At 74.8% G+C, this 20444-nt stretch carries 15 protein-coding genes; 9 read left to right on the top strand and 6 right to left on the bottom strand.

Annotated elements, in window-relative coordinates:
* Positions 1–704: 704 nt before the first annotated feature.
* Positions 705–1187, top strand: a complete 483-nt coding sequence (locus tag OVA14_RS01560; RefSeq protein ID WP_267504572.1) for a hypothetical protein — start codon at positions 705–707, stop codon at positions 1185–1187.
* Complete coding sequence (locus tag OVA14_RS01565) at positions 1187–2728, top strand: hypothetical protein (protein WP_267504573.1); 1542 nt, start codon at positions 1187–1189, stop codon at positions 2726–2728. Before OVA14_RS01560 ends, OVA14_RS01565 begins: the two co-directional genes overlap by 1 nt.
* Before the next feature lie 3 nt (positions 2729–2731).
* On the opposite strand, the gene OVA14_RS01570 is transcribed toward OVA14_RS01565, so the two are convergent.
* Both OVA14_RS01570 and wecC read right to left on the bottom strand, forming a co-directional pair.
* Positions 2732–6271 (bottom strand): polysaccharide pyruvyl transferase family protein, encoded by a 3540-nt coding sequence (locus OVA14_RS01570; protein ID WP_267504574.1) that lies wholly within the window; start codon positions 6269–6271, stop codon positions 2732–2734.
* A 53-nt stretch (positions 6272–6324) separates the two neighbouring features.
* Positions 6325–7569, bottom strand: coding sequence for a UDP-N-acetyl-D-mannosamine dehydrogenase (wecC, locus tag OVA14_RS01575; protein ID WP_267504575.1), 1245 nt, complete (start codon positions 7567–7569; stop codon positions 6325–6327).
* Between the two features lie 171 nt (positions 7570–7740).
* Between wecC and OVA14_RS01580 the strand changes: the two genes are divergently transcribed.
* Entirely contained in the window at positions 7741–8508 is a 768-nt protein-coding gene (locus OVA14_RS01580; RefSeq protein WP_267504576.1) for a DUF6270 domain-containing protein, read from the top strand.
* Between the two features lie 33 nt (positions 8509–8541).
* On the opposite strand, the gene OVA14_RS01585 is transcribed toward OVA14_RS01580, so the two are convergent.
* Both OVA14_RS01585 and OVA14_RS01590 read right to left on the bottom strand, forming a co-directional pair.
* On the bottom strand, positions 8542–10437 hold the full coding sequence (locus OVA14_RS01585) for a glycosyltransferase (protein ID WP_267504577.1): 1896 nt from the start codon (positions 10435–10437) through the stop codon (positions 8542–8544).
* A gap of 46 nt (positions 10438–10483) precedes the next feature.
* Entirely contained in the window at positions 10484–11389 is a 906-nt protein-coding gene (locus tag OVA14_RS01590) for an alpha/beta fold hydrolase (RefSeq protein WP_267504578.1), read from the bottom strand.
* Between the two features lie 77 nt (positions 11390–11466).
* Between OVA14_RS01590 and OVA14_RS01595 the strand changes: the two genes are divergently transcribed.
* From OVA14_RS01595 to OVA14_RS01620, 6 genes are all read left to right on the top strand, one after another.
* The gene (locus OVA14_RS01595) at positions 11467–12030 is read left to right on the top strand and encodes a VanZ family protein (protein ID WP_267504579.1); all 564 of its coding nucleotides are present in this window, start codon (positions 11467–11469) and stop codon (positions 12028–12030) included.
* A gap of 52 nt (positions 12031–12082) precedes the next feature.
* The gene (locus tag OVA14_RS01600; RefSeq protein ID WP_267504580.1) at positions 12083–12838 is read left to right on the top strand and encodes an HAD-IIB family hydrolase; all 756 of its coding nucleotides are present in this window, start codon (positions 12083–12085) and stop codon (positions 12836–12838) included.
* A 72-nt stretch (positions 12839–12910) separates the two neighbouring features.
* Positions 12911–13921, top strand: coding sequence for a UDP-glucose 4-epimerase GalE (gene galE / locus OVA14_RS01605; RefSeq protein WP_267504581.1), 1011 nt, complete (start codon positions 12911–12913; stop codon positions 13919–13921).
* 168 nt (positions 13922–14089) lie between these two features.
* Positions 14090–14593 (top strand): hypothetical protein, encoded by a 504-nt coding sequence (locus OVA14_RS01610; protein WP_267504582.1) that lies wholly within the window; start codon positions 14090–14092, stop codon positions 14591–14593.
* An 86-nt stretch (positions 14594–14679) separates the two neighbouring features.
* Positions 14680–15270: an NADPH-dependent FMN reductase gene (locus tag OVA14_RS01615; RefSeq protein WP_267504583.1), complete on the top strand. Its 591-nt coding sequence runs from the start codon at positions 14680–14682 to the stop codon at positions 15268–15270.
* Positions 15271–15351: 81 nt separating this feature from the next.
* Positions 15352–15744, top strand: coding sequence for a hypothetical protein (locus tag OVA14_RS01620; RefSeq protein WP_267504584.1), 393 nt, complete (start codon positions 15352–15354; stop codon positions 15742–15744).
* Positions 15745–15828: 84 nt separating this feature from the next.
* On the opposite strand, the gene OVA14_RS01625 is transcribed toward OVA14_RS01620, so the two are convergent.
* Together OVA14_RS01625 and OVA14_RS01630 are read right to left on the bottom strand one after the other, a co-directional pair.
* Positions 15829–17010, bottom strand: a complete 1182-nt coding sequence (locus OVA14_RS01625) for a metallophosphoesterase (protein ID WP_267505463.1) — start codon at positions 17008–17010, stop codon at positions 15829–15831.
* Positions 16925–20314, bottom strand: a complete 3390-nt coding sequence (locus OVA14_RS01630) for a hypothetical protein (protein ID WP_267504585.1) — start codon at positions 20312–20314, stop codon at positions 16925–16927. The genes OVA14_RS01625 and OVA14_RS01630 overlap by 86 nt, the downstream gene beginning before the upstream one ends.
* Between the last annotated feature and the right edge of the window lie 130 nt (positions 20315–20444).

Genomic DNA, 20444 nt, shown 5'->3' on the forward strand with positions numbered 1-20444 from the left:
ATCGAGCCGCGCGGCGTCGGGACCGACGTGGCGCGGATCGATCCCGCGCTGTGCCTGGTCGGCACGTTCGCGGACGGCGCGCAGCGCGCCTGGCAGGCGCACCCCGATCTGCGGCAGGGACCAGCCGCGCGGCTGCTCGGGCTCGCCGCGGAGCGCGGACTGCCCGCTGTCGTCTGGGACCTCGACGGAACCGCCCCGGTTCCCGGCCCGTCGGGATCGGCGACTCCGACGCCGGTGCGGCGCTTCGCCCTGCGGCCTCGCGACGGCGCAGCCGCGGCGCTGCCTCCCGCGGCCTCGCCCACCGACGACGGGCCCGCCGCGCTCCGCGCGCTGCACGGCTCGGCGACCCTGGAGGGCCGCCCCTCGCGCGCCGCGCTGCGAGCGGCCCGCGACGCGGCGGTGGTGGAGGTGCGCACCGACGACCCGGGGGCGGTGCACGTGGCGCTCGCCGCCGCCGCGGGCGGCGGCGCCGTGATCGCCCCCGAGGGCTCGTGGATCGCCGAGGCTCCTCGGCGACGCCATCGCCATCGCCGCCAGCCCCCACGAGTCGGCCTGCGGAGGCCGCGCGCCTCGCGGACGACCCCGCAGCGCGCGAGCGGCTCGGACGCGCCGCGTGGACGTCGGTCGCCCGCTCGCACCTCTGGCGGGATCGCGCGAGGGCCCTCCTGGACCTCGACCCAGCTCCGCTCCCCTCGCTGCGCGTCGTGCTCGCGGCCGAGGTCGACGCGCTCGACCGAGGCGTCTCGGCGATCGCGGCGCAGCGCCTGGACGGGGTCGTCGGCGCGCTCGAGGTCGTGGTGCGCCGACCGCTGGGCGGGCACCACGAGCCCGAGGTCCTCGACGCGCTCGCCGCGCGCACCGGCCTCGTGATCCGGTCCGAGGCGACTGGCCCGAGCACGCTCGTCGCCTCCCTGGACGCGCGCGAGCTGCCGGATCCCGACGACCTCGCCGGGCTCGCCCTCCTCGTCGACCGGCTCGGGGTCGGTCCCGTCGCAGCGACGACGGCGCACGCCGACGCGCCCTTCGCGCGAGCGGACGCGGTGCGGCGCGGCACCTGGCTCGCCACGAGCGCGGCGGCCGGGCCGCTCCTCCGCGCCGAGGAGCGCGGAGCCGAGGCCATCGGGGCCGATGCCTTCCTCGTCAACAGGGCGGACGGTACCCGCTCGGCCAGGGCGGGGGCGCGCTGATGCGGATCGCGCTCTTCGACGGCATCCTCGAGCACCACCTCCACGAGTCGCTCGCCCGAGCGCTGGCGCAGCGCGGCCACGACGTGCTCGCGACCGGCCGGATCGGCCACGGCTTCCGCTTCCCCGCCGCCGGTGCGCCCATCGAGCACCTCGAGCGCGCGGTCGACGCGTGCATCGCCTTCGAGCCCGACTGGCTGCTGTGCTTCCGGCCCGCGTCGCTGCCGCCCCGCTCCCTCGCCAGGCTCCGGGACGCCGGCATCCGGCTCGCCGCCTGGTTCTCGGACGACCCCGTGCTGTTCGACCTCTCGTACGCGCCCGTGCTCGAGCAGTACGACCGGATCGCGCACTGCGGCGGCCCCGCGGTGCTCGCGCACTACGAGCGCTACTTCGGCCGCCCGACGGGGGTGAACCTCCCGTTCTGGACGGACCGCGTCGCGTTCCCGGCCGTGTGGGGCACCGAGCCCGCGGAGTCCCGGGCGATGTTCCTCGGCAACGTCGACGACGCGGTGCGGCGCGGGCGCTACTTCGAGCTCGGGGCCCTCGCCGGGCTCGTCCGGGTGCACGGCCGCGTCGGCGCGGACCACCTCGGCCTCTCGGGCGGGTACCTCGACGCCGACGACGAGGTCCTCGTCGCCGGGGCGCGCACCGACTGGGCGATCAGCATCCCGCAGCGGTTCGCCGACCACCGCAGCCTCGAGACGTGGTTCCCCGGGCTCGACGCCCTGGGGTCGTTCCAGCTGCCGAGCCGCATCGTGCAGTGCATGGCGATGGGCATCCCGACGGTCTCGATCGATCCGGGGCGCGGCGGCGCGGAGCTCTACCCCGAGCTCGTGGTCGTCGCGAGCGCCGAGGAGGCGAAGGAGGTCGTCGAGGACCCCTCCTGGGGCCGAGAGCGGCTCCAGGAGCGCTCCGCGGCCGTCCTCGCACGCTTCGATCGGCACTTCAGCGCCGCGTCGCGCGCGGTCGCCCTCGAGGCGCTGCTCGGCGACGACGAGCGCTGGCGCGAGCTCGACCCCGACGGCCGCTCCCGCTGGTTCGCCGATGTCGCCGACGCCGCGGGAGACCTCGGGCGGCACCCCGCGCACCAGCGCGACCCCGGCCGGGCCCCGGCCCCGATCGGCGCACCGCCGCTCCCTGCGGCATCGATCGTGGTGTCGGACGGTCCCGACCACGAGGACGACCTCGTCGCGGGGCTCTCTGAGGCCCTCGACGAGGCGCGCTTCGACCGCCTCACATGGGCTGACGCGGAGCGGCTGTCCGGGGCGGCGCTGCGCGAGCAGCTCGCGGACACCGCCGTCGTGCTCTGCCCGCCGGGGCCGCCGCGCGACGCCGCGCTCGTCGCCGCGGTGCTCGCGCTGCCCGGCGTCGTCCTCGCGCCTCGAGGCGCCGCGCTCGAGCACGAGCCGGGGACCGTGATCCGGTTCGCGAGCGTCGACGAGCTGCAGACCAAGGCCCGGCGCCTGGAGGGCTCGCCGCTGTGGCGCTCGCTCGTGGCCGATGCGCGCTCGCGGCTGCGGGAGCGCAGCCGCGAGCGCGTCTGAGGCTCAGCCGCTCAGCGGCTCCACCGTCGGCGGCGCGCGACCGGTGCCGCCGCTGCAGGCGCGCCCTGCGCCGCGGGGAGCGCCGCGGGGCTCGAGGCGCCCCAGCTCGTGCCGCTGCCCGACCATCGCATCGCGCGGGCGCGCTCGATCGTGATGGGGCTCGACTCGCCCCACTTCCAGTCGGGGCAGTCGCGCAGCGCCTCGAGGCGGACGGTGACGGTGGTGTCGGCCACGTCCTCGCCCATCGCGATCCAGACCGTGTTCCTCGGCTGCCAGGCCGTGACGTCCTGGGTGAAGAGCACCTGGTCGCCGACGAGCACCGAGTAGGCGAGGTGGCCCGCGACCTCCGGCTTCTCGGCGTACTTCTGCTGGAGCCAGAGCTCGACCCGGACCCCGGGGCCGCCCTGCAGGCTCCAGCTCCAGTCGACGTGGTCGCCCTTGCGCGGCCCGCCCGAGACGAGCGCGATCGAGTCGCCGTCCGGGTCGGTGGTCCGAGCGTGCTCGACGACCGCGGCCGAGTCGAGGAGGTTGCCGCTGCGCACCCGCGCGGCATCGAGGCGGAGCCACGTGCCGGCATCGTGCGCGCCGCCCTGCGAGGCCGCGATCGCAGGCGCCTCGGGCGCCGCAGGCACCGCAGGTGCCGCCTCGCCGGGCGTCGCCTCGGCGGCCGACGGCTCGACGGCCGTCGGGACCGGCTCCGAACCCCGCGCATACGGGCTCGATGCGCCCCAGCGCAGGTCCTCCCGACCGTGCCAGGCCTCCTGCCGTCCGCGCTCGACCGTCATCGCGGCGGCCGGCCCCCAGTTCCAGTCGGGGCAGTTCCGGAGCGCCCGGAGGCGGATCCTGACCCTGCGCTCCTCGTTCGAGGCTCCGAGCGCGATCCACACGCTGTTGCGGGGCTGCCAGTCGGTGATGTCCTGCTCGAACAGCTCGTGGTCGTCGACGAGCACGGCGTAGGCGAGGTAGCCGCCCATGCGCTCGCGCTCGGCGTAGCGCTGCTTGACCCAGAGCTCGATGCGGGTGCCCTCCTCCGACGGGGGCACGACCATCGACCACTCGACGAAGTCGCCGGTGCGGGGGGCGCGCAGGTCGAGCGCGAAGGTGTCGCCCGCTGCGCTGCGGCGGCGCACATGGCCGACCTCCCGCTCGGGGTCCAGCAGGTTGCCCGAGCGGAGCACCGCGCGGTGCACGTCGATCGCGTCGCGCTCGGGCCAGATCGCGCGGTCGAGGTCGGCGCTGCGCGTCTGCGCCTGCGCCGCCACCGGCTCGTGGACCATGCCCGCGATGGGTGAGACCTGCACGGGGCCCTCGGCGATGGCGGTCGCGACGGCGGCGATCGCTGCGCGGGAGGCCGCCTCGAGGCTCCGCGACGCGGGCGCGGGCCCGCTCGCCGAGACCGCCCTCGTCGAGCGCGGCGTCGAGCGCCGCCTCGAGCTCGTGCTCCTGCGCCTCGAGGTCGAGCACCAGGTGGTCGCGGCCGAGCTGCGCGAAGTGCGAGCGCACCTTCGGGTCGTAGGAGAAGCCGACGGCGGGCGTCCCGAGGCGGTGCGCGAGCAGGTTGGAGTGCAGGCGCATCGACACGACCGCGGCGGCGCGCTCGATGACGCCCAGGAACTCCGCGCCCGGCATCGACGCGGGCACCGCGGCGGCGTAGTCGTCGCGCTCGCTCTCGAGCGCGCGCTCGTCGATCGTCTGCATGGGCAGCGCCACGACGGCGAGGCCCCGCTTCGCCGCGACGCGCAGCACCATGTCGCGCAGCCGTGCCGAGACCGCGGGATCCGTGCCCCAAGGACGCACGTTCAGCGCGATGTAGCGCTCGGGCAGCGCGATGCCGGGCTCGCGCACCTCGAGCGGCAGCGAGTACACCGCGTCGGGCGCGACGACCGGCTGCGCCGCCCAGCGGTCGGCGACGCCGCCGAGCAGTCGGAGCGACTCCTCGTCGCGCACCGTCACGCTCGACGCGATCGAGCCGGTGAGGCGCACAGCAGCCTTCGCCGCCTCGTCCTGCAGCGGGCCGACGCCCATGCCGTAGACGTGCAGCGAGCCGCCGTAGGCGCGCGCCATGAGTGGCAGCTGCACGAGGTGCGAGGGCGAGACGCTCGCGTTCGTGACGACGCCCGAGACGCCGCCCGCGCGAGCGATCGTGTAGTCGTGCCACAGGCCGCCGGCGCCGAGGATGACGGAGGTCGCCATGGACGCGTACCGCTCGGCCACGTGCTGCTCGGTACGACGGAAGGACTGATAGCCGGAGGATCGCTCGACCTCGGCGGCCTGCACGCCGGCGACGATGACGTTCACGTCGGGGTCGGCTTCGGCGAGCGAGGCCGCGATCGCGTCGAGCAGCAGGTCGTCGCCGCGGTTCTGGGCGCCGTAGAAGCCGGAGATGATGACGTGCCGCGGGCGGCCGTGCGTGGTCGCGAGGACGCCGCGGAGGCGCTCGCGCTCGGCCTCGTCCTTGCCGCTCGCGCCCGTCTCGAGGTCGTCCTCGATGTCGGCGAGCAGGCGCAGCCAGCGGTGCTCGTAGAGGTGCTCCGAGAGCAGCCTGGCGAAGCCCTTGCGGCGCAGGCGCTCCAGCTCGACGGGCTGCTCCTTCAGCGCCGCGATCTGGCCCGCGAGGTCCTCGGCGCTGTCGTAGCCCAGGATCTCGTCGCCGTAGTCGAAGAGCCTGCCCATCTCGTCGAAGCGGGCGGTCGCGAGGATCGAGCCGGCGCCGATGGTCTCGAACACGCCGCACTTCACGTTCGTGAAGCCGGCGCGCGTGGCCGGGAAGTTCACGTGGATGAGGCCCTCGTGCGCCGCCTGCAGGAGGCGGTCGCCCGCGACCGGCTCCGCGCCGGGCAGCGGCCAGCCGTTGCCGTACACCCGGACGTCGACGAGCTCGGCGAGCCGCACCATCACCTCGTGGCGGTCCGGCCTGCCGGCCGCGTGGCCGATGCAGATGGCGTCGGCGCGCAGCTCGGGGGCGGGCGGCACGTCGCGCAGCACGTAGTCGCGGTCGATGCCGAACGGCATCAGGAAGGTGTTCGTGTGGCCCTCGGCGTGGTACCGCTCGAGCGAGAGCGCCGCATTGGTCGTGTGGTAGTCGAACCGGCCGACGTGGTCGATGACCGAGTCCTGCACGTCGGGGTCCGAGAGCGTGAGGCCGATCGTGAGGATGCCCCGCTCGCGGAACCAGGCCGCGCCCTCGTCGTCGAGCACGACGCCGCCCGCGCAGAAGACCACGATCTCGGGCCGGAAGGCGCGGAAGACGGCCTCGACGGGCTCGGGGCGGAAGAAGATCGGACCGTAGCCGCCGGTCGCGCCGCTCGAGCGGTCGAAGGCGTCCTTGTGGCGCGCCAGCTCGAGCTGGAACACGGTGTGCCCGAGGCTCTCGAGCGCCCGGTGCAGCGATGCCACGATGCCCGTCGGCCCCTGGAAGAAGCGGCCGACGAACACGATGCGGTGCTTCCGGTCGGCCTCGAGCACCGCGCCGCGCAGCGCGGCCCTCTGCTCCTCGACGCTGGGCAGGTCGAGCTCGGCGAGCGCGCGCTCGTCTTCGGTCATCGTGTCGCCTTCCGATCGGTGGGGCGCGGCGGTGCGGTCGGGAGCCGAGGCGCTCATCGGAGCGCTCCGGGCACGTCGAGGACCTCGAGCCCCTCGAGGAGGCTGCGGTCCATCGCGCGGAACTGCTGGTGGCCGACGAGCACGACCGCGAGGTCGGCGCCCGCGAGCGCCTCCTCGAGCGGGAGGAGCTCGACCGCTGCGTGCTCGGCGAGCGCGGTCGGCAGGTCGTCGACGTGCGGCTCGACGACGCGCAGCCGCGCCTCGGGCAGCGCCTCCGCGAGCCGGGCGACGACCTCCACGCTCGGCGACTCGCGGAGGTCGTCGATGTCGGGCTTGAAGGCGACGCCGAGCACGGCGATCGCGGGCCGCTCGAGCCCCGCGGCCCGGTCGCGCACCTGCCGCACGACGAAGTCCGGCTTCGCGTCGTTGACCTCGCGCGCCGTGCGGATCAGCTGCGACTCCTCGGGCGCGGCCGAGACGATGAACCACGGGTCGACCGCGATGCAGTGCCCTCCGACGCCGGGACCGGGCCGCAGGATGTCGACGCGCGGGTGGTGGTTGGCGAGGGCGATGAGCTCCCAGACGTCGACGTCGAGCCGCTCGGCGATGACCGAGAGCTCGTTCGCGAAGGCGATGTTGACGTCGCGGTAGGAGTTCTCGGCGAGCTTCGCGAGCTCGGCGGTGCGCGCGTCGGTGAGGTGCAGGGCGCCCTTGCAGAAGGTCGCGTACAGCGCGCGGGCGAGCTCCGCCGCCTCGGGCGTGACGCCGCCGACGATCCGGTCGTTGTCGACGATCTCGATCATGATGCGGCCCGGCAGCACGCGCTCGGGGCAGTGCGCGAAGTGGAGCGAGGTCGGGTGGCCGGGATCGCCGGTGAGATCGGGCCTCGCCTCGAGGATCGCGGCGGCCATGCGCTCGGTGAGGCCCGGGGGCGACGTCGACTCGAGGATGATGAGCTCGCCGCCCCGCAGCTGCGGCGCGATCGCCTCGGCCGCCGAGCGCACGAACCTCGGGTCGACGTCCTTGTCGGCGGTGAAGGGCGTCGGCACGGCGACGATGAAGACGTCGGCGGCGGGCATCGTCGTGCGCGCCGTGAGCCTTCCCTGGGCGACGACCCCCGCGAGCACCGACTCGAGGTCGGGCTCCACGAACGGGATCCGGCCCGCGGCAACGTCGGCGACGCGCTGCTCGTCGACGTCGACGCCGATGACCGTGTGGCCCTGCGCCGCCAGGATCGCCGCGGTCGGAAGACCGATGTAGCCGAGCCCGACGACGCAGACGATCTGTGCGTGATCCATTGCGATGCGTTCCCTCGATGTCGTGACCGTGCCGCACCCGCGGCAGGCCGGGCGCGGGTCGCCGAGGACGAGCGTACCGGTGCGGCCGACCGGGCGGGGCCCGGGTTGCATCCCCGCCGGGTCTAGGGTGGATGCGCCGTCCGTCCGGGCGGCGCCGACGAGCGGAGCCCAGTGACCGGAGCAGCGCAACCGCCGCGGGTGCTGGTGTACGGCTCCTGCGTCGCGCGGGACACCGTGGAGGCCGCGGGCGACCGCATCGACCTGCGCGGCTACGTGGCGCGCCAGTCGCTCCTCTCCGCCGGCAGCGACGCCTCCGCGCACCTGCCCGACGACCTCGGCCTCGAGTCGAGCTTCCAGGCCCGGATGGTGCGGGCCGACTTCGCCGGGCTCCTGCCCGCGAGGCTCGCAGAGCTCGCCGACGGCATCGACCTCCTGCTGTGGGACCTCGCCGACGAGCGCCACGGCGTGCACCGGTTCTCGGACGGCACCTTCGTGACCCGGAGCATCGACACGATCCGCTCCGACGCGGTCGCCGCGGTGCTCGACGAGGCGGTGCACCTGCCCTTCGGCGACGACGGCCACTTCGCGCTGTGGCGGGAGCGCGCGACCCGCTTCGTCGAGGAGCTGCGCCGGCAGGGCCTGCTGGAGCGCACCGTGGTCCTGGAGGTGCCGTGGGCGCTCCGCACCACCGAGGGCGCGTCGACGCCGTGGAGCATGGGCGTCCGCGCGGGCGACGCGAACGCGCGCTTCGCCCGCTACTACGCGACGCTGCACGACCTCGGCGTGCGCACGATCGCGCTGCCGCCCGAGTCGGTGCTGGCCGACCCGGGGCACCGCTGGGGCCTCGCCCCGTTCCACTACGCGCCGGGCGTGTACGCCGAGATCCTCCGCAGGCTGCAGGACGAGCACGGCGTCGACGGGGTCGCGCTGCCGTCCTGACCTCGCCCGGCTCGGGCCGCCCCGGGCGACGGCCTAGAGCATCACGTGCGCGTCGGCGCGGCCGAAGCCGTGGACGACGCCGTTGGCGAGGATCCGCTCGTCGCCGATGTGCCACGTGTGGCCCGCGCGCGCGTCGCGCATCTGCACGAAGTTCCAGCGGTCGGCGCTGTAGATGCCGCCGCCGGCCGCGAGGATCGCGCGCTGGAAGCCGGTGTCCTCGCCGAGCGTGCGGTCCTCGAAGGGGTGCGCCTGCCAGGTCTCTCGGGGCCCCACCATGGTCGGGCCGCCGACGAGCTGCGACCAGCGGTGCTCGCGGTGGGGATGCTGCAGCACCGTCGCGTCGATCGAGGCGAGGTGGAGGTAGCGCGCCTCCTTGCCGACGAGCTGGGCGCCGGAGTAGTCGAGCGCGAAGCACGCGTCTGCGAGGTAGTGCGGGCCGTAGAGGTCGTCGTCGTCCATCTTCGCGAGGATCGCGCCGTCGGCGACCGCGACCATGCGGTTGAGCTGCTCCCCGAGCGACGTGCCCGCCTCGCCGTGCAGCACGACCAGGTCCGCCACGCCCGCCTCCTGCGCCTGTCGACGCAGCTCCGCCTCCTCGAGCTCGAAGCCGTGCAGTAGCAGCACGAGCTGCACGTCGACGCCCTCCTGGCGGCCCGCGGTGGCGATGATGCCGGGCACGAGGTGCGGGCGGATCGTCGGCGCGAGGACGCTCACCCGCGGCCTGCGCCAGGCAGCCGGATCGGCGATGCCGACCGACTCCAGCACCTGCGTCGCGCGGCGCGAGAACGTGTGCTCGCGCCAGATGCGCCGCTGCGCGAGGTGCACCTGCCGGTCGCGGAGCTCCGGGGAGGCGATGAGCGCCCGCAGCACGAGCTCCGCCTCCTCCTGCGAGTCGACGATCGAGAGCTCCTCGGGCGCGAACCAGTGCTCGACCGCGGGGCTGCGGGTCGTCACCACGGGCGTGCCGGAGGCGAGGATCTCGAAGACGCGGCGCGCGAGCATCGTCGGGCTGTCGACGACGGAGTTCACGTTCAGCATGACCTTGTGGAGGCGGTACGCGGTGAGCATGCGGTCGTAGTCGAGCGAGCCGCGCACCCAGCCGCGGAACCGGTGCGGGAACCGGTACTTCTCCTCCGACTCGAAGCGCGAGTAGATGTCGAAGCCGATGCCGCGCCGCTCCGCGACCTCGGTCGCGGCGCCGAGCAGCAGGTCCATCTGCGCCTGGCGCTCGGGGAACTTGTGCGACCAGTAGCTGCCGCCGAAGCCGACATCGAGCACCTGGTGCGCGTCCTTGCGCCGCATGGGGTGGTGCAGCGCCGGCTGCGCCGCGAAGCCGAGCACCTCGACGCGGTCGTGGCCGAGCGCCTCGCGGTAGCGCGGCAGGAGCGCCTCGTCGGTGGTGCAGACGCGGTCGAAGATCCTGGCCGTGTCGAGGAAGTCCTCGAAGTGCGGCGGGTCCTCCTTGTTCCAGAGGACCGAGGGCACGCCGCGTTCGCGGCAGTGCGCGACGAGCTCGCGGAGCGCGGCGCTCGGCGCCTGCGAGCCGGTGAGCTGGTAGCGCCAGGCGCCGCCGGAGCCCGCCCAGGCGGACTCGGCGAAGAGCAGGTCGATCGGCTCGCGCGCGAGCTCGGTGCGCCAGCCGTCGGGGGTGAGCTCGACGACGTCGAACTCGTAGCCCCACGCGCTCGCGGAGAAGGTGTCCATGATGACGCCGACGCGGAGGCCGGGACGCCTCGTCGGGCGCTCCGCGATCGGCCAGACCGGGACGTCGAGCGGCGCCACGGGGGCGATCGCAGGCGTGGCGCGCTCGGCGGCGGCCGGGGACGCGTTCCGGGCGCTCGTGCCCCGGCTCTCGCGCCAGCGTCGCAGCTGCGCGATCCCGCCCTTCCTGAGGTGCCAGAGCGCGGTGCGGAAGGTCCGCAGGTTCATGTTCTTCCGATCGGTAGGGCGTCCGAGCAATCGTACGGATGCCGGCTCAGCGTCGGATCCTGGGCACCTCGGGAGGCGGCTCCCGCACGAAGCGGCGCGGATCGGCGTCGGGCTCCTCGAGCGCGTGCTCGATCCAGCTCCGCACCCGCTCTGCGCTCGGCGGGTTGTGGCCGGGGCAGTGGTACTCCTCCGCGGCGCGCACGATCTCCCCTCCGTGCGCCTCCAGGAAGGGTCGTGCGTGCCGATCGAGGTGCTCGAGATCGCCGGAGTTCTGCACGTACCAGGCGCGGCCCGGCCCGAGCGCCTCGTAGCGGTGGACGAGATCGACGCGCTCGCGCAGCTCGCTGCGCGCTTCGATGCCGTCCCAGCCGCCGAAGCGGTTGTAGACGAACTGGCGGAAGGGCCGTGCCGTGGGCCGCAGCCGCAGCCGCGTCTGCGGCGAGATCGCGACGGCCAGGGCCTCCGGCACCCGAGGTGCCATCGCGAGCGCCGCGAAGCCGCCGGAGGACGCACCCGCGACGACCGCGGACCGGATGCCCCACGCCTCGATCGCGCGGCGCACGAGGGACGCGTAGCGGTCGATGAGCGGGGTGTCCGGGTCGCCCACGAACCACGCGGTGGCGAGGCTGCGCTCGAGGCTCAGCGTCGTGTCCGCGAGCAGGAGGAGGTTCGCGTCGAGCGCCGAGAGGCTGCGGAGCCGCTCGAACCTCGGCAGCTCGTCGTGCGCGCGGTCGAGCGTGCCGTGGAGGTGCACGACGAGCCGGTCGGAGCCCGGGCGCCGGAGGGCGAGCGCAGCGAGCGGCAGCTCGCCCGAGGCGCCGGCGATGTCGTGCCGGACGAGCTCCTCGCCGTCGTCGAGGCGGAGCTCGGCGAGGGATCCCCAACTGCGCCGCACGGCATCGCCTGCCACGAGGGGATCGGTGTCGGCGTCGGTCGAGGGATGGTCAGGCATCCGGAGCATCGTACCGCCGGGCGATCGCCCGCGCGGCTCATGGCCGCGGCTCAGGCGGCTGCGGGAGCCTGGGTGCGATGGCATCCCTCGACTCGCGCGACCCCGCTCCCCGCCGCCAGCGGGGCGCGGTGGGCGCGCCCCTGCGCCGCCCCGCCCTCGCCGCGCTCGCGATCCTGGTGCCCGTCGCGCTCCTCGTCACGCTGTGGCCCACGCACGCGCTCCTGCGGCTGAAGCCCGTCACGGTCCGCGGCCTCACGTGGCTGCACGACCGCGGGGTCGTGGAGTGGCTCACGTGGGTGCGGCTGGAGGTGCTCGCGAACGTCGCGATGCTCGTGCCCGTGGCGGCGGCGCTCGCGCTGGCGCTCGGCGCGCGCCGATGGCCGTGGGTGCTCGGCGCGTGCGTCGCCGCGAGCGTCGGGGTCGAGCTCGTGCAGCTGCAGATGCCTGGCCGCGTCGCCTCGCCCCTCGACGTCGTGGCGAACGCCGCGGGCGCCGCGCTCGGCTGCGCGCTGGGCGTCGCCCTCGAGCGCGTCGCCGTGGCCGCTCGCCGCTCGCGCATGCGCCGTGCCGTGGCCGAGCACGAGCCGGCGGCCGGCGGCGCCCCGCTCTCGGGACCTGGCCGGGGCGGCTCCGGGCGGTAGGCTGGGCGGTCGCCGAGGGCACCGCCTCGGCCCGACGACGGAAGCGCCGCCCATGCCCCTCCCCCGCCTCATCGCCTTCGACCTCGACGACACCCTCGCGCCGTCGAAGTCGCCGCTCGAGCCCGCGATGGTCGCGACCCTGTCGCGCCTCGTCGCCTCCACGCCCGTGTGCATCATCTCCGGCGGCAACTACGAGCAGTTCCGCAAGCAGGTCGTCGAGCCCCTGGCGGCCGCCGGCGCCACGGGCCTCGAGGACCTCCACCTCATGCCCACGTGCGGCACCCAGTACTTCCGCCTCGTGGACGGCGAGTGGCAGCGCGTCTACGCCGAGCTGCTGACGCAGGACGAGATCGACCGCGCCGCGGAGGCCGTCGAGCGCCGCGCCAAGGAGCTGGGCCTCTGGGAGGCCGAGACCTGGGGCCCGCGCATCGAGGATCGCGAGACGCAGGTGACCTTCTCGGCCCTCGGGCAGTCGGCCCCCGTCGAGGCGAAGTCGGCGTGGGACCCCGACGGCGCGAAGAAGAGCGCGCTGCGCGACGCCGTCGCGAAGGACGTGCCCGACCTCGAGGTGCGCTCGGGCGGCTCGACCTCGGTCGACATCACGCGCCGCGGCATCGACAAGGCGTACGGGATGCGCAAGCTCGAGATCGCCACCGGCATCCCGCTCACCGAGATGCTCTTCATCGGCGACCGCCTCGACGTCGACGGCAACGACTACCCCGTCGTCGGCACGGGCGTGCCCACGCTCGCCGTGACCGGCTGGGAGCACACGGTCGAGGTGGTCGAGGGGCTCCTCGCCGACGCCTGAGCGCGCCGCACCTCCTACCATGGGAGCGCCGTCCCGCAGCCGCGGGTCGGCGCTCCTGCGATCGGAGGCCCCATGCGCGTGCTCCTCACCGGCGGCGCCGGCTTCATCGGCACCCACACCGCCGTCGCGCTCGCCGAGCACGGCCACGAGCCCGTCGTGCTCGACGACCTCTCGAACGCGAGCGAGGAGGCGGTGCGCCGCGCCGCCGCGATCGCGGGGCTCGAGATCCCGCTCGTCGTCGGCGACGCCGGCGACGCCGCGGTCGTGGGCCGCGCGATCGCCGACCACGGCATCGAGGCGGTCATCCACTTCGCGGGCCTGAAGGCCGTCGGCGAGTCGGTCGCGCAGCCGCTCGCCTACTACCGCGTCAACATCGGATCCGCGGTCGCGACGCTCGAGGCGATGGCCGCGCACGGCGTCGACCGCTTCGTCTTCTCCTCCTCGGCCACCGTCTACGAGCAGCCGGGCGCGGGCCTGCGCGAAGACGCGCCCGTCGGCATCGACCTCGGCAACCCCTACGGCCGCACCAAGGCGATGATCGAGGCGATCGTCGCCGACGCCGCGGCGGCCGATCCGGCGCTCCGCGCCGCGGTGCTGCGCTACTTCAACCCCATCGGCGCGCACCCCTCGGGCGAGATCGGCGAGGACCCCAAGGGCGTGCCGAACAACCTCGTGCCCTTCCTCGCGCAGGTCGCCGCCGGCGAGCGCGCCTCGCTGCGGATCTTCGGCGACGACTACCCGACGCCCGACGGCACGGGCGTGCGCGACTACATCCACGTGCTCGACCTCGCCGAGGGCCACGTCGCCGCGCTCGAGGCGCTGGAGCCCGGCGTGCTGGTGGCGAACCTCGGCACGGGCCGCGGCGGCTCGGTGCTCGAGGTGCTGCGCGCCTTCGAGGCCGCGGTCGGGCACGACCTGCCCCACGAGGTCGTGCCCCGACGCCCGGGGGATGCCGCGATCTCGACCGCCGACCCGTCGCGCGCGCACGAGCTGCTCGCCTGGCGCGCGACCCGCACGCTCGACGAGGCGATCGCCGACACCTGGCGCTGGCAGCAGCGGAACCCGCGCGGCTTCCGCGGCTGAGCGGCGATCCCAGGGCTGCCGTTCCGGCTGCCTGCGCGGGCCGCCGTGAGCGGAGCGCGAGCGATCGCGCCCTCGGCGCATGCGGGGTGTGAGGTGCAGGCGCGAGCCAGCCCCGCGCGAGTAGGCAGGAGGCATGCCGACCTCCCGACCGCGCGACGCGCAGCGCCGATGACGCTCACCGACCTCCTCCCGACGCTCCGCGCGTCGATCGCCGACCCCCTCGACGTCGACGCGTGGCCTGCGGGCACCCGTGCCGCCGTCGGCGACGTCGCCGTCGGCGGCCGGTCGCTCGCCCGCCTCGCCGCCCTGCAGGGCACGCCCTGCGCATGCTCGACGGCCGCTGCGGTGCCCTGCACGGGCGGGCGCCCCTCCCCCTCCCATCGCGCGGGCGCCGTGGTCGTCGCGGTGCGCGCCATCGACGAGACCGGCGCCGTCGCCGTGGGCGCAGACCTCGCGGGGACGTCGCTCGCGTGCGCCGACGTGGCGCTGCGCTGGACCGAGGCCCGGCTCATCGGCCGTGCCTCGACCGCGCGCCGCGCGAGCACCCCCGTCGGGGGAGGCTGCGCCCTGCTCCCCGTCGACCTCAGGGTCGGCGACCTGCTGGCGGTGCCGACCGAGGCCTGGGCCGAGGTGCAGGACGGGGCGGACGCGCGCACGCGGCGGCACGCATGACCGCCTGCGCCGCGATGGCGACCGCCGCCGCGAGCCTGGACGTCCGCCTGACGACACGCGCGCCGGGGCGCGCGATGCTGGGGGACATGACCGAGACCTACCACCACGAGCCCCCGTACCGGATCGGCGTGATCGTCGGCAGCATCGCCGCATCCTCGATCAACCGCCGCCTGGCCCGCGCGCTCATGGCCCTCGCGCCCGAGTCCCTCGAGTGCTCCTTCATCGAGATCGACCGCCTGCCGCTCTACGACCGCGAGCGCGACGACGCGTTCCCCGAGGAGGCGACCGCGCTCAAGGAGGCGATCGAGGGCTCCGACGGCCTCATCATCGTGACGCCCGAGTACAACCGCTCGATCCCCGGCACCCTGAAGAACGCGATCGACTGGGCCTCGCGCCCCGGTGGCAGCAACTCGCTCACGCGCGTGCCCGTCGGCGTCGTCGGCACCTCGCCGAGCGCCATCGGCACCGCCGTCGGCCAGCAGCACCTCAAGTCGATCCTCTCCTACTGCAACGCCCCGCTCATGAACGAGATCGAGGCCTTCATCCAGTACCCGGACGGGCTCGTGGACGACGACGACCGCATCACGGTCGAGAGCACGCGCGAGTTCCTCGCCGACTGGATGCGCGCCTACGACGGCTTCGTGCGGCGGGTGCTGACGGTCGTGCCGCAGGACTGACGCCGCAGGACCGACGCGGCGGCGGCGCCCGGGCGCCCGAGGCGGCGGCGCGCGGGCGCGCCGAGCCGCTACCGTGATGCCGTGGAGCTCCTCGACTCGGCCGGCGCGATCGGCGAGCTCGTGTCGTGGCTCGGGCTGCTGCTGGGCCTGCCGTTCCTCGTGGTCTCGTGGGCGATCCGGCTGCGCGACGGCGACTGGCTGCCGGTGGAGGTCGTCGTGGTGCCGGTGCCCGGCGGCGCGATCGCGCGCTGGTTCGCGGGCGGCGACTTCCACGAGCGCCGCCTCGCCCACGACGAGCGCGACCGGATCGGCGAGGGCGACCACCAACCGGCCTACGTCGCGGAGCGCCGCCCGTGGCGCATGGAGGTCGAGCCGCACTCCCCCGCCGCGCGCATCATGCGCATCATCGGCCTCGTGCTCGTCGTGCTCGGCCTCGTCGGCCTCGCGGTCTCGTTCCTGCCGATGCTCGCCTGACGGCGCGCCTCGGGTCGACGCACCCGCTGCGCCTGCGTGGCGAAGGGCCCGGCGGTCCCCCGCCGGGCCCTTCGCTCGCTGCGGTCAGCTGCGGCGCGCCCTGCGCGAGAGCAGGATCGCGGCGGCCCCCGCGAGCAGGAGCAGCACCGCCAGCCCGAGACCCCACGGCTCCGCACCGGTACGAGGGAGGCTGTCGCCGACCTGCGGATCGGGGCCCGCGCCGCCGTCGGCGTCGCCGTCCTCGCCGCCGCCCTGGCCGTCGCCGGGCTCTCCGCCCGTGCCCTCGCCCTCCTCGAGCGCCACCGACCGCACCTCGGATCGCACCTCGCCGCCGAACGCATCGGTCGCGGTCACGTACCAGCCGTGCGTGCCTGCTCCCGGCGCCCAGTCGACCGAGACCACCGCACCGCTCGCTGCGCTCCGCACCGCCCCGATCTGCGTGCCATCGAGCGCAGCGCCGGCCTCGATCACCGCCCCCGTGAGCACCTCCGCGCGGAACCCGTCACCGACGAGCTCCTTGTCCCGCGGCTCGATGCCGAGCGTCTCGTACGAGACGACGAAGTCCTGATCCTCGGCCGGCAGCGAGGCGTCCTCCGCGTCGTAGTCCTGGAGGGAGGGCGAATAGGTGCGCACGCGCATCTGCGCGCCCTCGTTGTCGAACTGCAGCAGGCGCAGGTACCCCAGGCCGCCCTCCGGCAGCCCCTGGTAGTCGAACAGCATCTGCGTCACGGTGCGGTCGTCGACCCCGTCGCCGTCGTCGTCGAACGAGTCGAAGCGCGTGTAGGCGTCGTGGTAGTGCCCCGACATGACCATCGACACGTTCGGGTTCGTCGCCACGACCTCGTCCTGCACCCGCTGCGGCACGGGCCCGAGCCCGCCGGTCGTGAGCAGGTACTCGTGGAGGTTGATGATGCCGACCCGCTCCGGGTGCCTCGCGAGCGCCTCGTTCATCCACGCGATCTCCGCGTCGCCCGGTTCCCAGCTCATCGAGACGACGACGAAGTCGATGCCCCCGGCCGTGAAGAGGTCGACGTGGCCGCGGTTGTCCTCGTACGACTCCGCGTACCAGGGGTTCGACGCGTAGCGCGCCTCGCCGAAGTACCGGCCGTAGGAGCCGTAGTCATCCTCGAAGTTGCCGACGTCGTGGTTGCCGGCCAGCATGCCGTAGGGCAGGCGCGCCTCATCGAGCATCCGGTACGCGGCGTCGGCGTTCTCCCACTGGTAGCCCTGGTCGCGCTCGTCGACGATGTCGCCGGTGTGGAACACGTACTGCAGGTCGATCGCCTCGCGCTGCTCCAGGAAGTACTCGTGGATCGCGAGCTGGTGGTCGTAGAACTCCTCGTTGTAGTACTGCGTGTCCGACTCCCAGCCGAGCGTGAAGTCGTACTCGTCCCGCGGGGTGTCGTCGGGATGCGCGGGCGTCACCGCGGTGCCGCGGTCCGACTGCGGGGCGCCGGCCCAGCCCTCGGAGTGCTGCACGAGGAACCGCGCGGTGCCGTCGACGACGCGATCCTGCGCCGCCACCTCGGCCGCGAGCACGAACGCCTCGCCGTCGGCGGTGGTGCTGTGCTCGTCGACCCGCTCCCAGCCCGCCTCTGCGGCGTTCCAGACGTGCAGCACCACCGTGGCGCCGGTGTTCGCCGAGCCGTCCCACCGCACGCGCAGCGTCGCATCCTCCGCACCCTCGGGCACCGCGACGTCGAACGCCTGGTAGGGCAGGGCGTCGGCGCTCGCCGTGGTCACCGAGCCGCCGCCGATCGCGGCGAGCGCGTCGCGCTGCGCGACATCGAGGCTCGGCGCCCTCGCGCGCCTCGGGCGCCGCGAGCGCGTCGCGGGTCTCGCCCGCGCTCGCCGTCACCGCAGCGTCGGCGGCGTCGAAGGCGTGGCCCTCGCGGAAGACGACGTCGAGGTCGTCGCCCGTGGGGTCGGTGGCACGGGCCGAGAGCTCGACCTCGTCGCCGACGACGGTCGCGCCGTCCTCGGGCGAGAGCAGCTCGATGGCCGGATCCTCGGCCGCGGTCGTGAACGTCCGCGTGGTCTCGGATGCGTTGCCTGCGGCGTCCGTCGCGGTCACGACGAGCCGGTGCTCGCCGGCCGCGAGCGCGAGGGTCGACGTGGTGTGCGGCAGCGCGACCTCGACGCCGTCGAGGGTCGCGACGACCTCGGCGACCTCGCTCGTCGCATCCGTCGCCTCGGCGTCGAGCACGATCCCGCCCTGCAGGCGCTCGCCCTCGACGCGGTCGGCGGTGGCCGTCGTGGTCACCTCGGGGGCCGTGTTGTCGACCACGACGCGCGCCTCGGCGCTCGCGGACCCGTCGGTCGCCGAGACGACGTGCTCGCCGTCGGCCGTGGCCGTCGTGTCCCAGGCGTGGGCGACGGCGACGAAGGCGTCGGCCGGCAGGTCGAACAGGGCCGGGTAGGTGTCGTGCTGGCCGTCGTTCGAGTCACCCATGCCGATCGAGCCGCCGGCGTACCCCTGCGGCTGCAGCGTGCGGCCGTCCGGCAGCACGAGGCGCGGGTTCGAGAACGAGAAGTCGTCGTTGTTCTCGTTCGCGTCCTCGCACGGCCAGGCCTTCGTGCCGGCCGAGACGAGCAGCTCGAGCTGCTCGCCGAGCGCGATCGCGTCGAGCGGCACCTCCGCGGTGATCGTCTCGGTCTCGGCGTAGGTGCCGCGCTCGAAGACCGTGAGCACCTCGCCGGAGGTGCAGCGCTCGTCGACGGTCGCGCCCACGCCCGGCAGCACGATCGCGTTGCGGAAGCGCGCGTCGGTCGCGGTGACGTCGATCGCGAAGACCGGCGCGGCCTCGAGCTGCGGCGTGGTGGAACTGACGGCGGCGCCGTCGATCGCGAGCTCGACGTTCGACGGGTACGACTCCCCCGCCGCCGAGATCGACGCGGTGCCCGAGAGCAGGTCGCCGTCCTCGACGCTCAGCCGCACGGGCGACGTGTCGACGCCCTCGATCGGCACGCGCACCACATCGGTCCGCGCCTCGTTGCGGCCGTCGGTCGCGACGAAGCGGTACTCGTACCAGGCCTTGCCGGTCAGGTCGACGGCCTCGATCGCATGCGCGAAGGCGTCGCCGTCGCCGCGCTCGAGGTTGACGTCGGCGAACTGCTCGTCGACGTCGGAGCGCAGCTGCAGCGTGACGCGGCGCACGATGGTGTCGTCGGCGATGGTCGCCTCGATCGCGAAGGCCCCGCCGGGCTGGATCCGGTCGACCGTGCGGTCGTCCACCGTCGGCGCCGCAGCGTCGGCCGCCGGCACGGTGCGCTCGGTCGGCACCTGGTCGGCCTCGACCGCGCCGGGCGTCGCCGCGCGCGAGCCGAGCAGCCGCTGCTGCCCGAAGTCCTCCGGGTCGACGCCGTACGCGAGGCCGCGGTCGGTCTCGACGTCGCGCGCGCCGCCCATGTTGTAGAAGCCGGTGCTCACGGGCACGCCGGTCGCGGTGCTGACCTCCATGCCGCGGGCGCTGCCGTTCGCCATGCCGCCGACTGCGGTCTCGACGAGCCGGGCCTCCGGGATGCTCGTGCCCCAGAAGGCGTTGAAGTCGTCGCGGTCGAGGTCGCCGTTGCCGCCGTTCTTCACCCAGATGACGAGCGCCTCGCCCGGTGCGATGACCGCATCCGCGGGCTCGAGCGCCCAGAGCGCCGAGCTGCCGCTGTCGGGGTAGAGGTAGCGGAGCCGGTGGTCGGCCATCGACACGGGCTCGGTGGTGGTGTTGTACAGCTCGACGAACTCGTAGCCGTCGCTGCCGCCGACGTTCGTGGAGTCGACCCCCAGCTCGGTGAGCAGGAGCGTGCCGACCGTGGAGTCGGGCGCAGGGCCGGGGATGGGCTCGCCCGGGTCGGGCTGGGGCTCGGGCTCGGGCTCCGGCTCCGGCTCCGGACTGCGGTCCTCGAGCTGCGCCGGATCGACGGTGCCGGGGCTCGTCGCGGCGTTGCCCGCGAGCAGCGGCATCGAGCGCTCGGCGGCGTCGGCGGGCACGCGGAACTGCGCGGCCTCGTCCTCTCCCGTGGAGCCGGCGGGGTAGTGCGACCAGCCGACGATGCCGCCGTCGGGGCCGAGGACGCGGATCGTGCGGCTGCCGCCGTTGGCCATGCCCGCCTGGCCCGTGATGCGCACCAGCTGGTAGTCCTCGGCGCCGCCGCGCTCGGCCCAGTAGGCGCGGAAGTCGTCCTCGCTGAGGGCGGGCGAGTCGACGGAACCGTCCGCGCTCGTGTACGAGAGCCAGAGCACGGCCGTGCCACCTGCGGGGATCGCGGTGCCGGGGGGAGCGCTCAGCGGCACGTCGCGCGCGGTGTCGGCGTCGTCGGCGTAGCCGTACGCGAGCCCGTAGCCGCCATCGCCGAGCGTCAGCGGCGCGCCCGTCGTGTTCACGACCTCGACGTACTCGAACTGGTCGGCGCCCGTCGTGTTGGGCACGATCTCGGTGACCACGAGCGGCCAGGCCGCTGCGGGCGCCGCGGTGGCCGCCGCGGCGGGCACGAGCAGGCTGGCGCCGATCGCGACGAGGGCGACCGCGGCGGCTCCCGTCCTCGTTCGGCGGACGGATGGGGTGCGCGGTGTCACGGGTGCTCCTCGAGGCGGGGATGGGGACGCCGCGAACCTAGGGAGCGCATGTGGCCGCAGGGTGAACGCCGCGAGGCCGGACGGCCAACGAGGGCCTGCGCGACGCGGCGGGCCGCGGGCGACGGCGGGC

It is taken from the genome of Agrococcus sp. SL85 (genome assembly GCF_026625845.1).
Classification (GTDB): Bacteria; Actinomycetota; Actinomycetes; order Actinomycetales; family Microbacteriaceae; genus Agrococcus.

Bases quoted from the DNA above. Each gene is read 5' to 3' on its own strand.
- OVA14_RS01565 (WP_267504573.1), top strand. From the start codon at position 1,187: ATGCGGATCGCGCTCTTCGACGGCATCCTCGAGCACCACCTCCACGAG.
- OVA14_RS01570 (WP_267504574.1), bottom strand. From the start codon at position 6,271: ATGACCGAAGACGAGCGCGCGCTCGCCGAGCTCGACCTGCCCAGCGTC.
- wecC (WP_267504575.1), bottom strand. From the start codon at position 7,569: ATGGATCACGCACAGATCGTCTGCGTCGTCGGGCTCGGCTACATCGGT.
- OVA14_RS01585 (WP_267504577.1), bottom strand. From the start codon at position 10,437: ATGAACCTGCGGACCTTCCGCACCGCGCTCTGGCACCTCAGGAAGGGC.
- OVA14_RS01590 (WP_267504578.1), bottom strand. From the start codon at position 11,389: ATGCCTGACCATCCCTCGACCGACGCCGACACCGATCCCCTCGTGGCA.
- OVA14_RS01595 (WP_267504579.1), top strand. From the start codon at position 11,467: ATGGCATCCCTCGACTCGCGCGACCCCGCTCCCCGCCGCCAGCGGGGC.
- OVA14_RS01600 (WP_267504580.1), top strand. From the start codon at position 12,083: ATGCCCCTCCCCCGCCTCATCGCCTTCGACCTCGACGACACCCTCGCG.
- galE (WP_267504581.1), top strand. From the start codon at position 12,911: ATGCGCGTGCTCCTCACCGGCGGCGCCGGCTTCATCGGCACCCACACC.
- OVA14_RS01610 (WP_267504582.1), top strand. From the start codon at position 14,090: ATGACGCTCACCGACCTCCTCCCGACGCTCCGCGCGTCGATCGCCGAC.
- OVA14_RS01615 (WP_267504583.1), top strand. From the start codon at position 14,680: ATGACCGAGACCTACCACCACGAGCCCCCGTACCGGATCGGCGTGATC.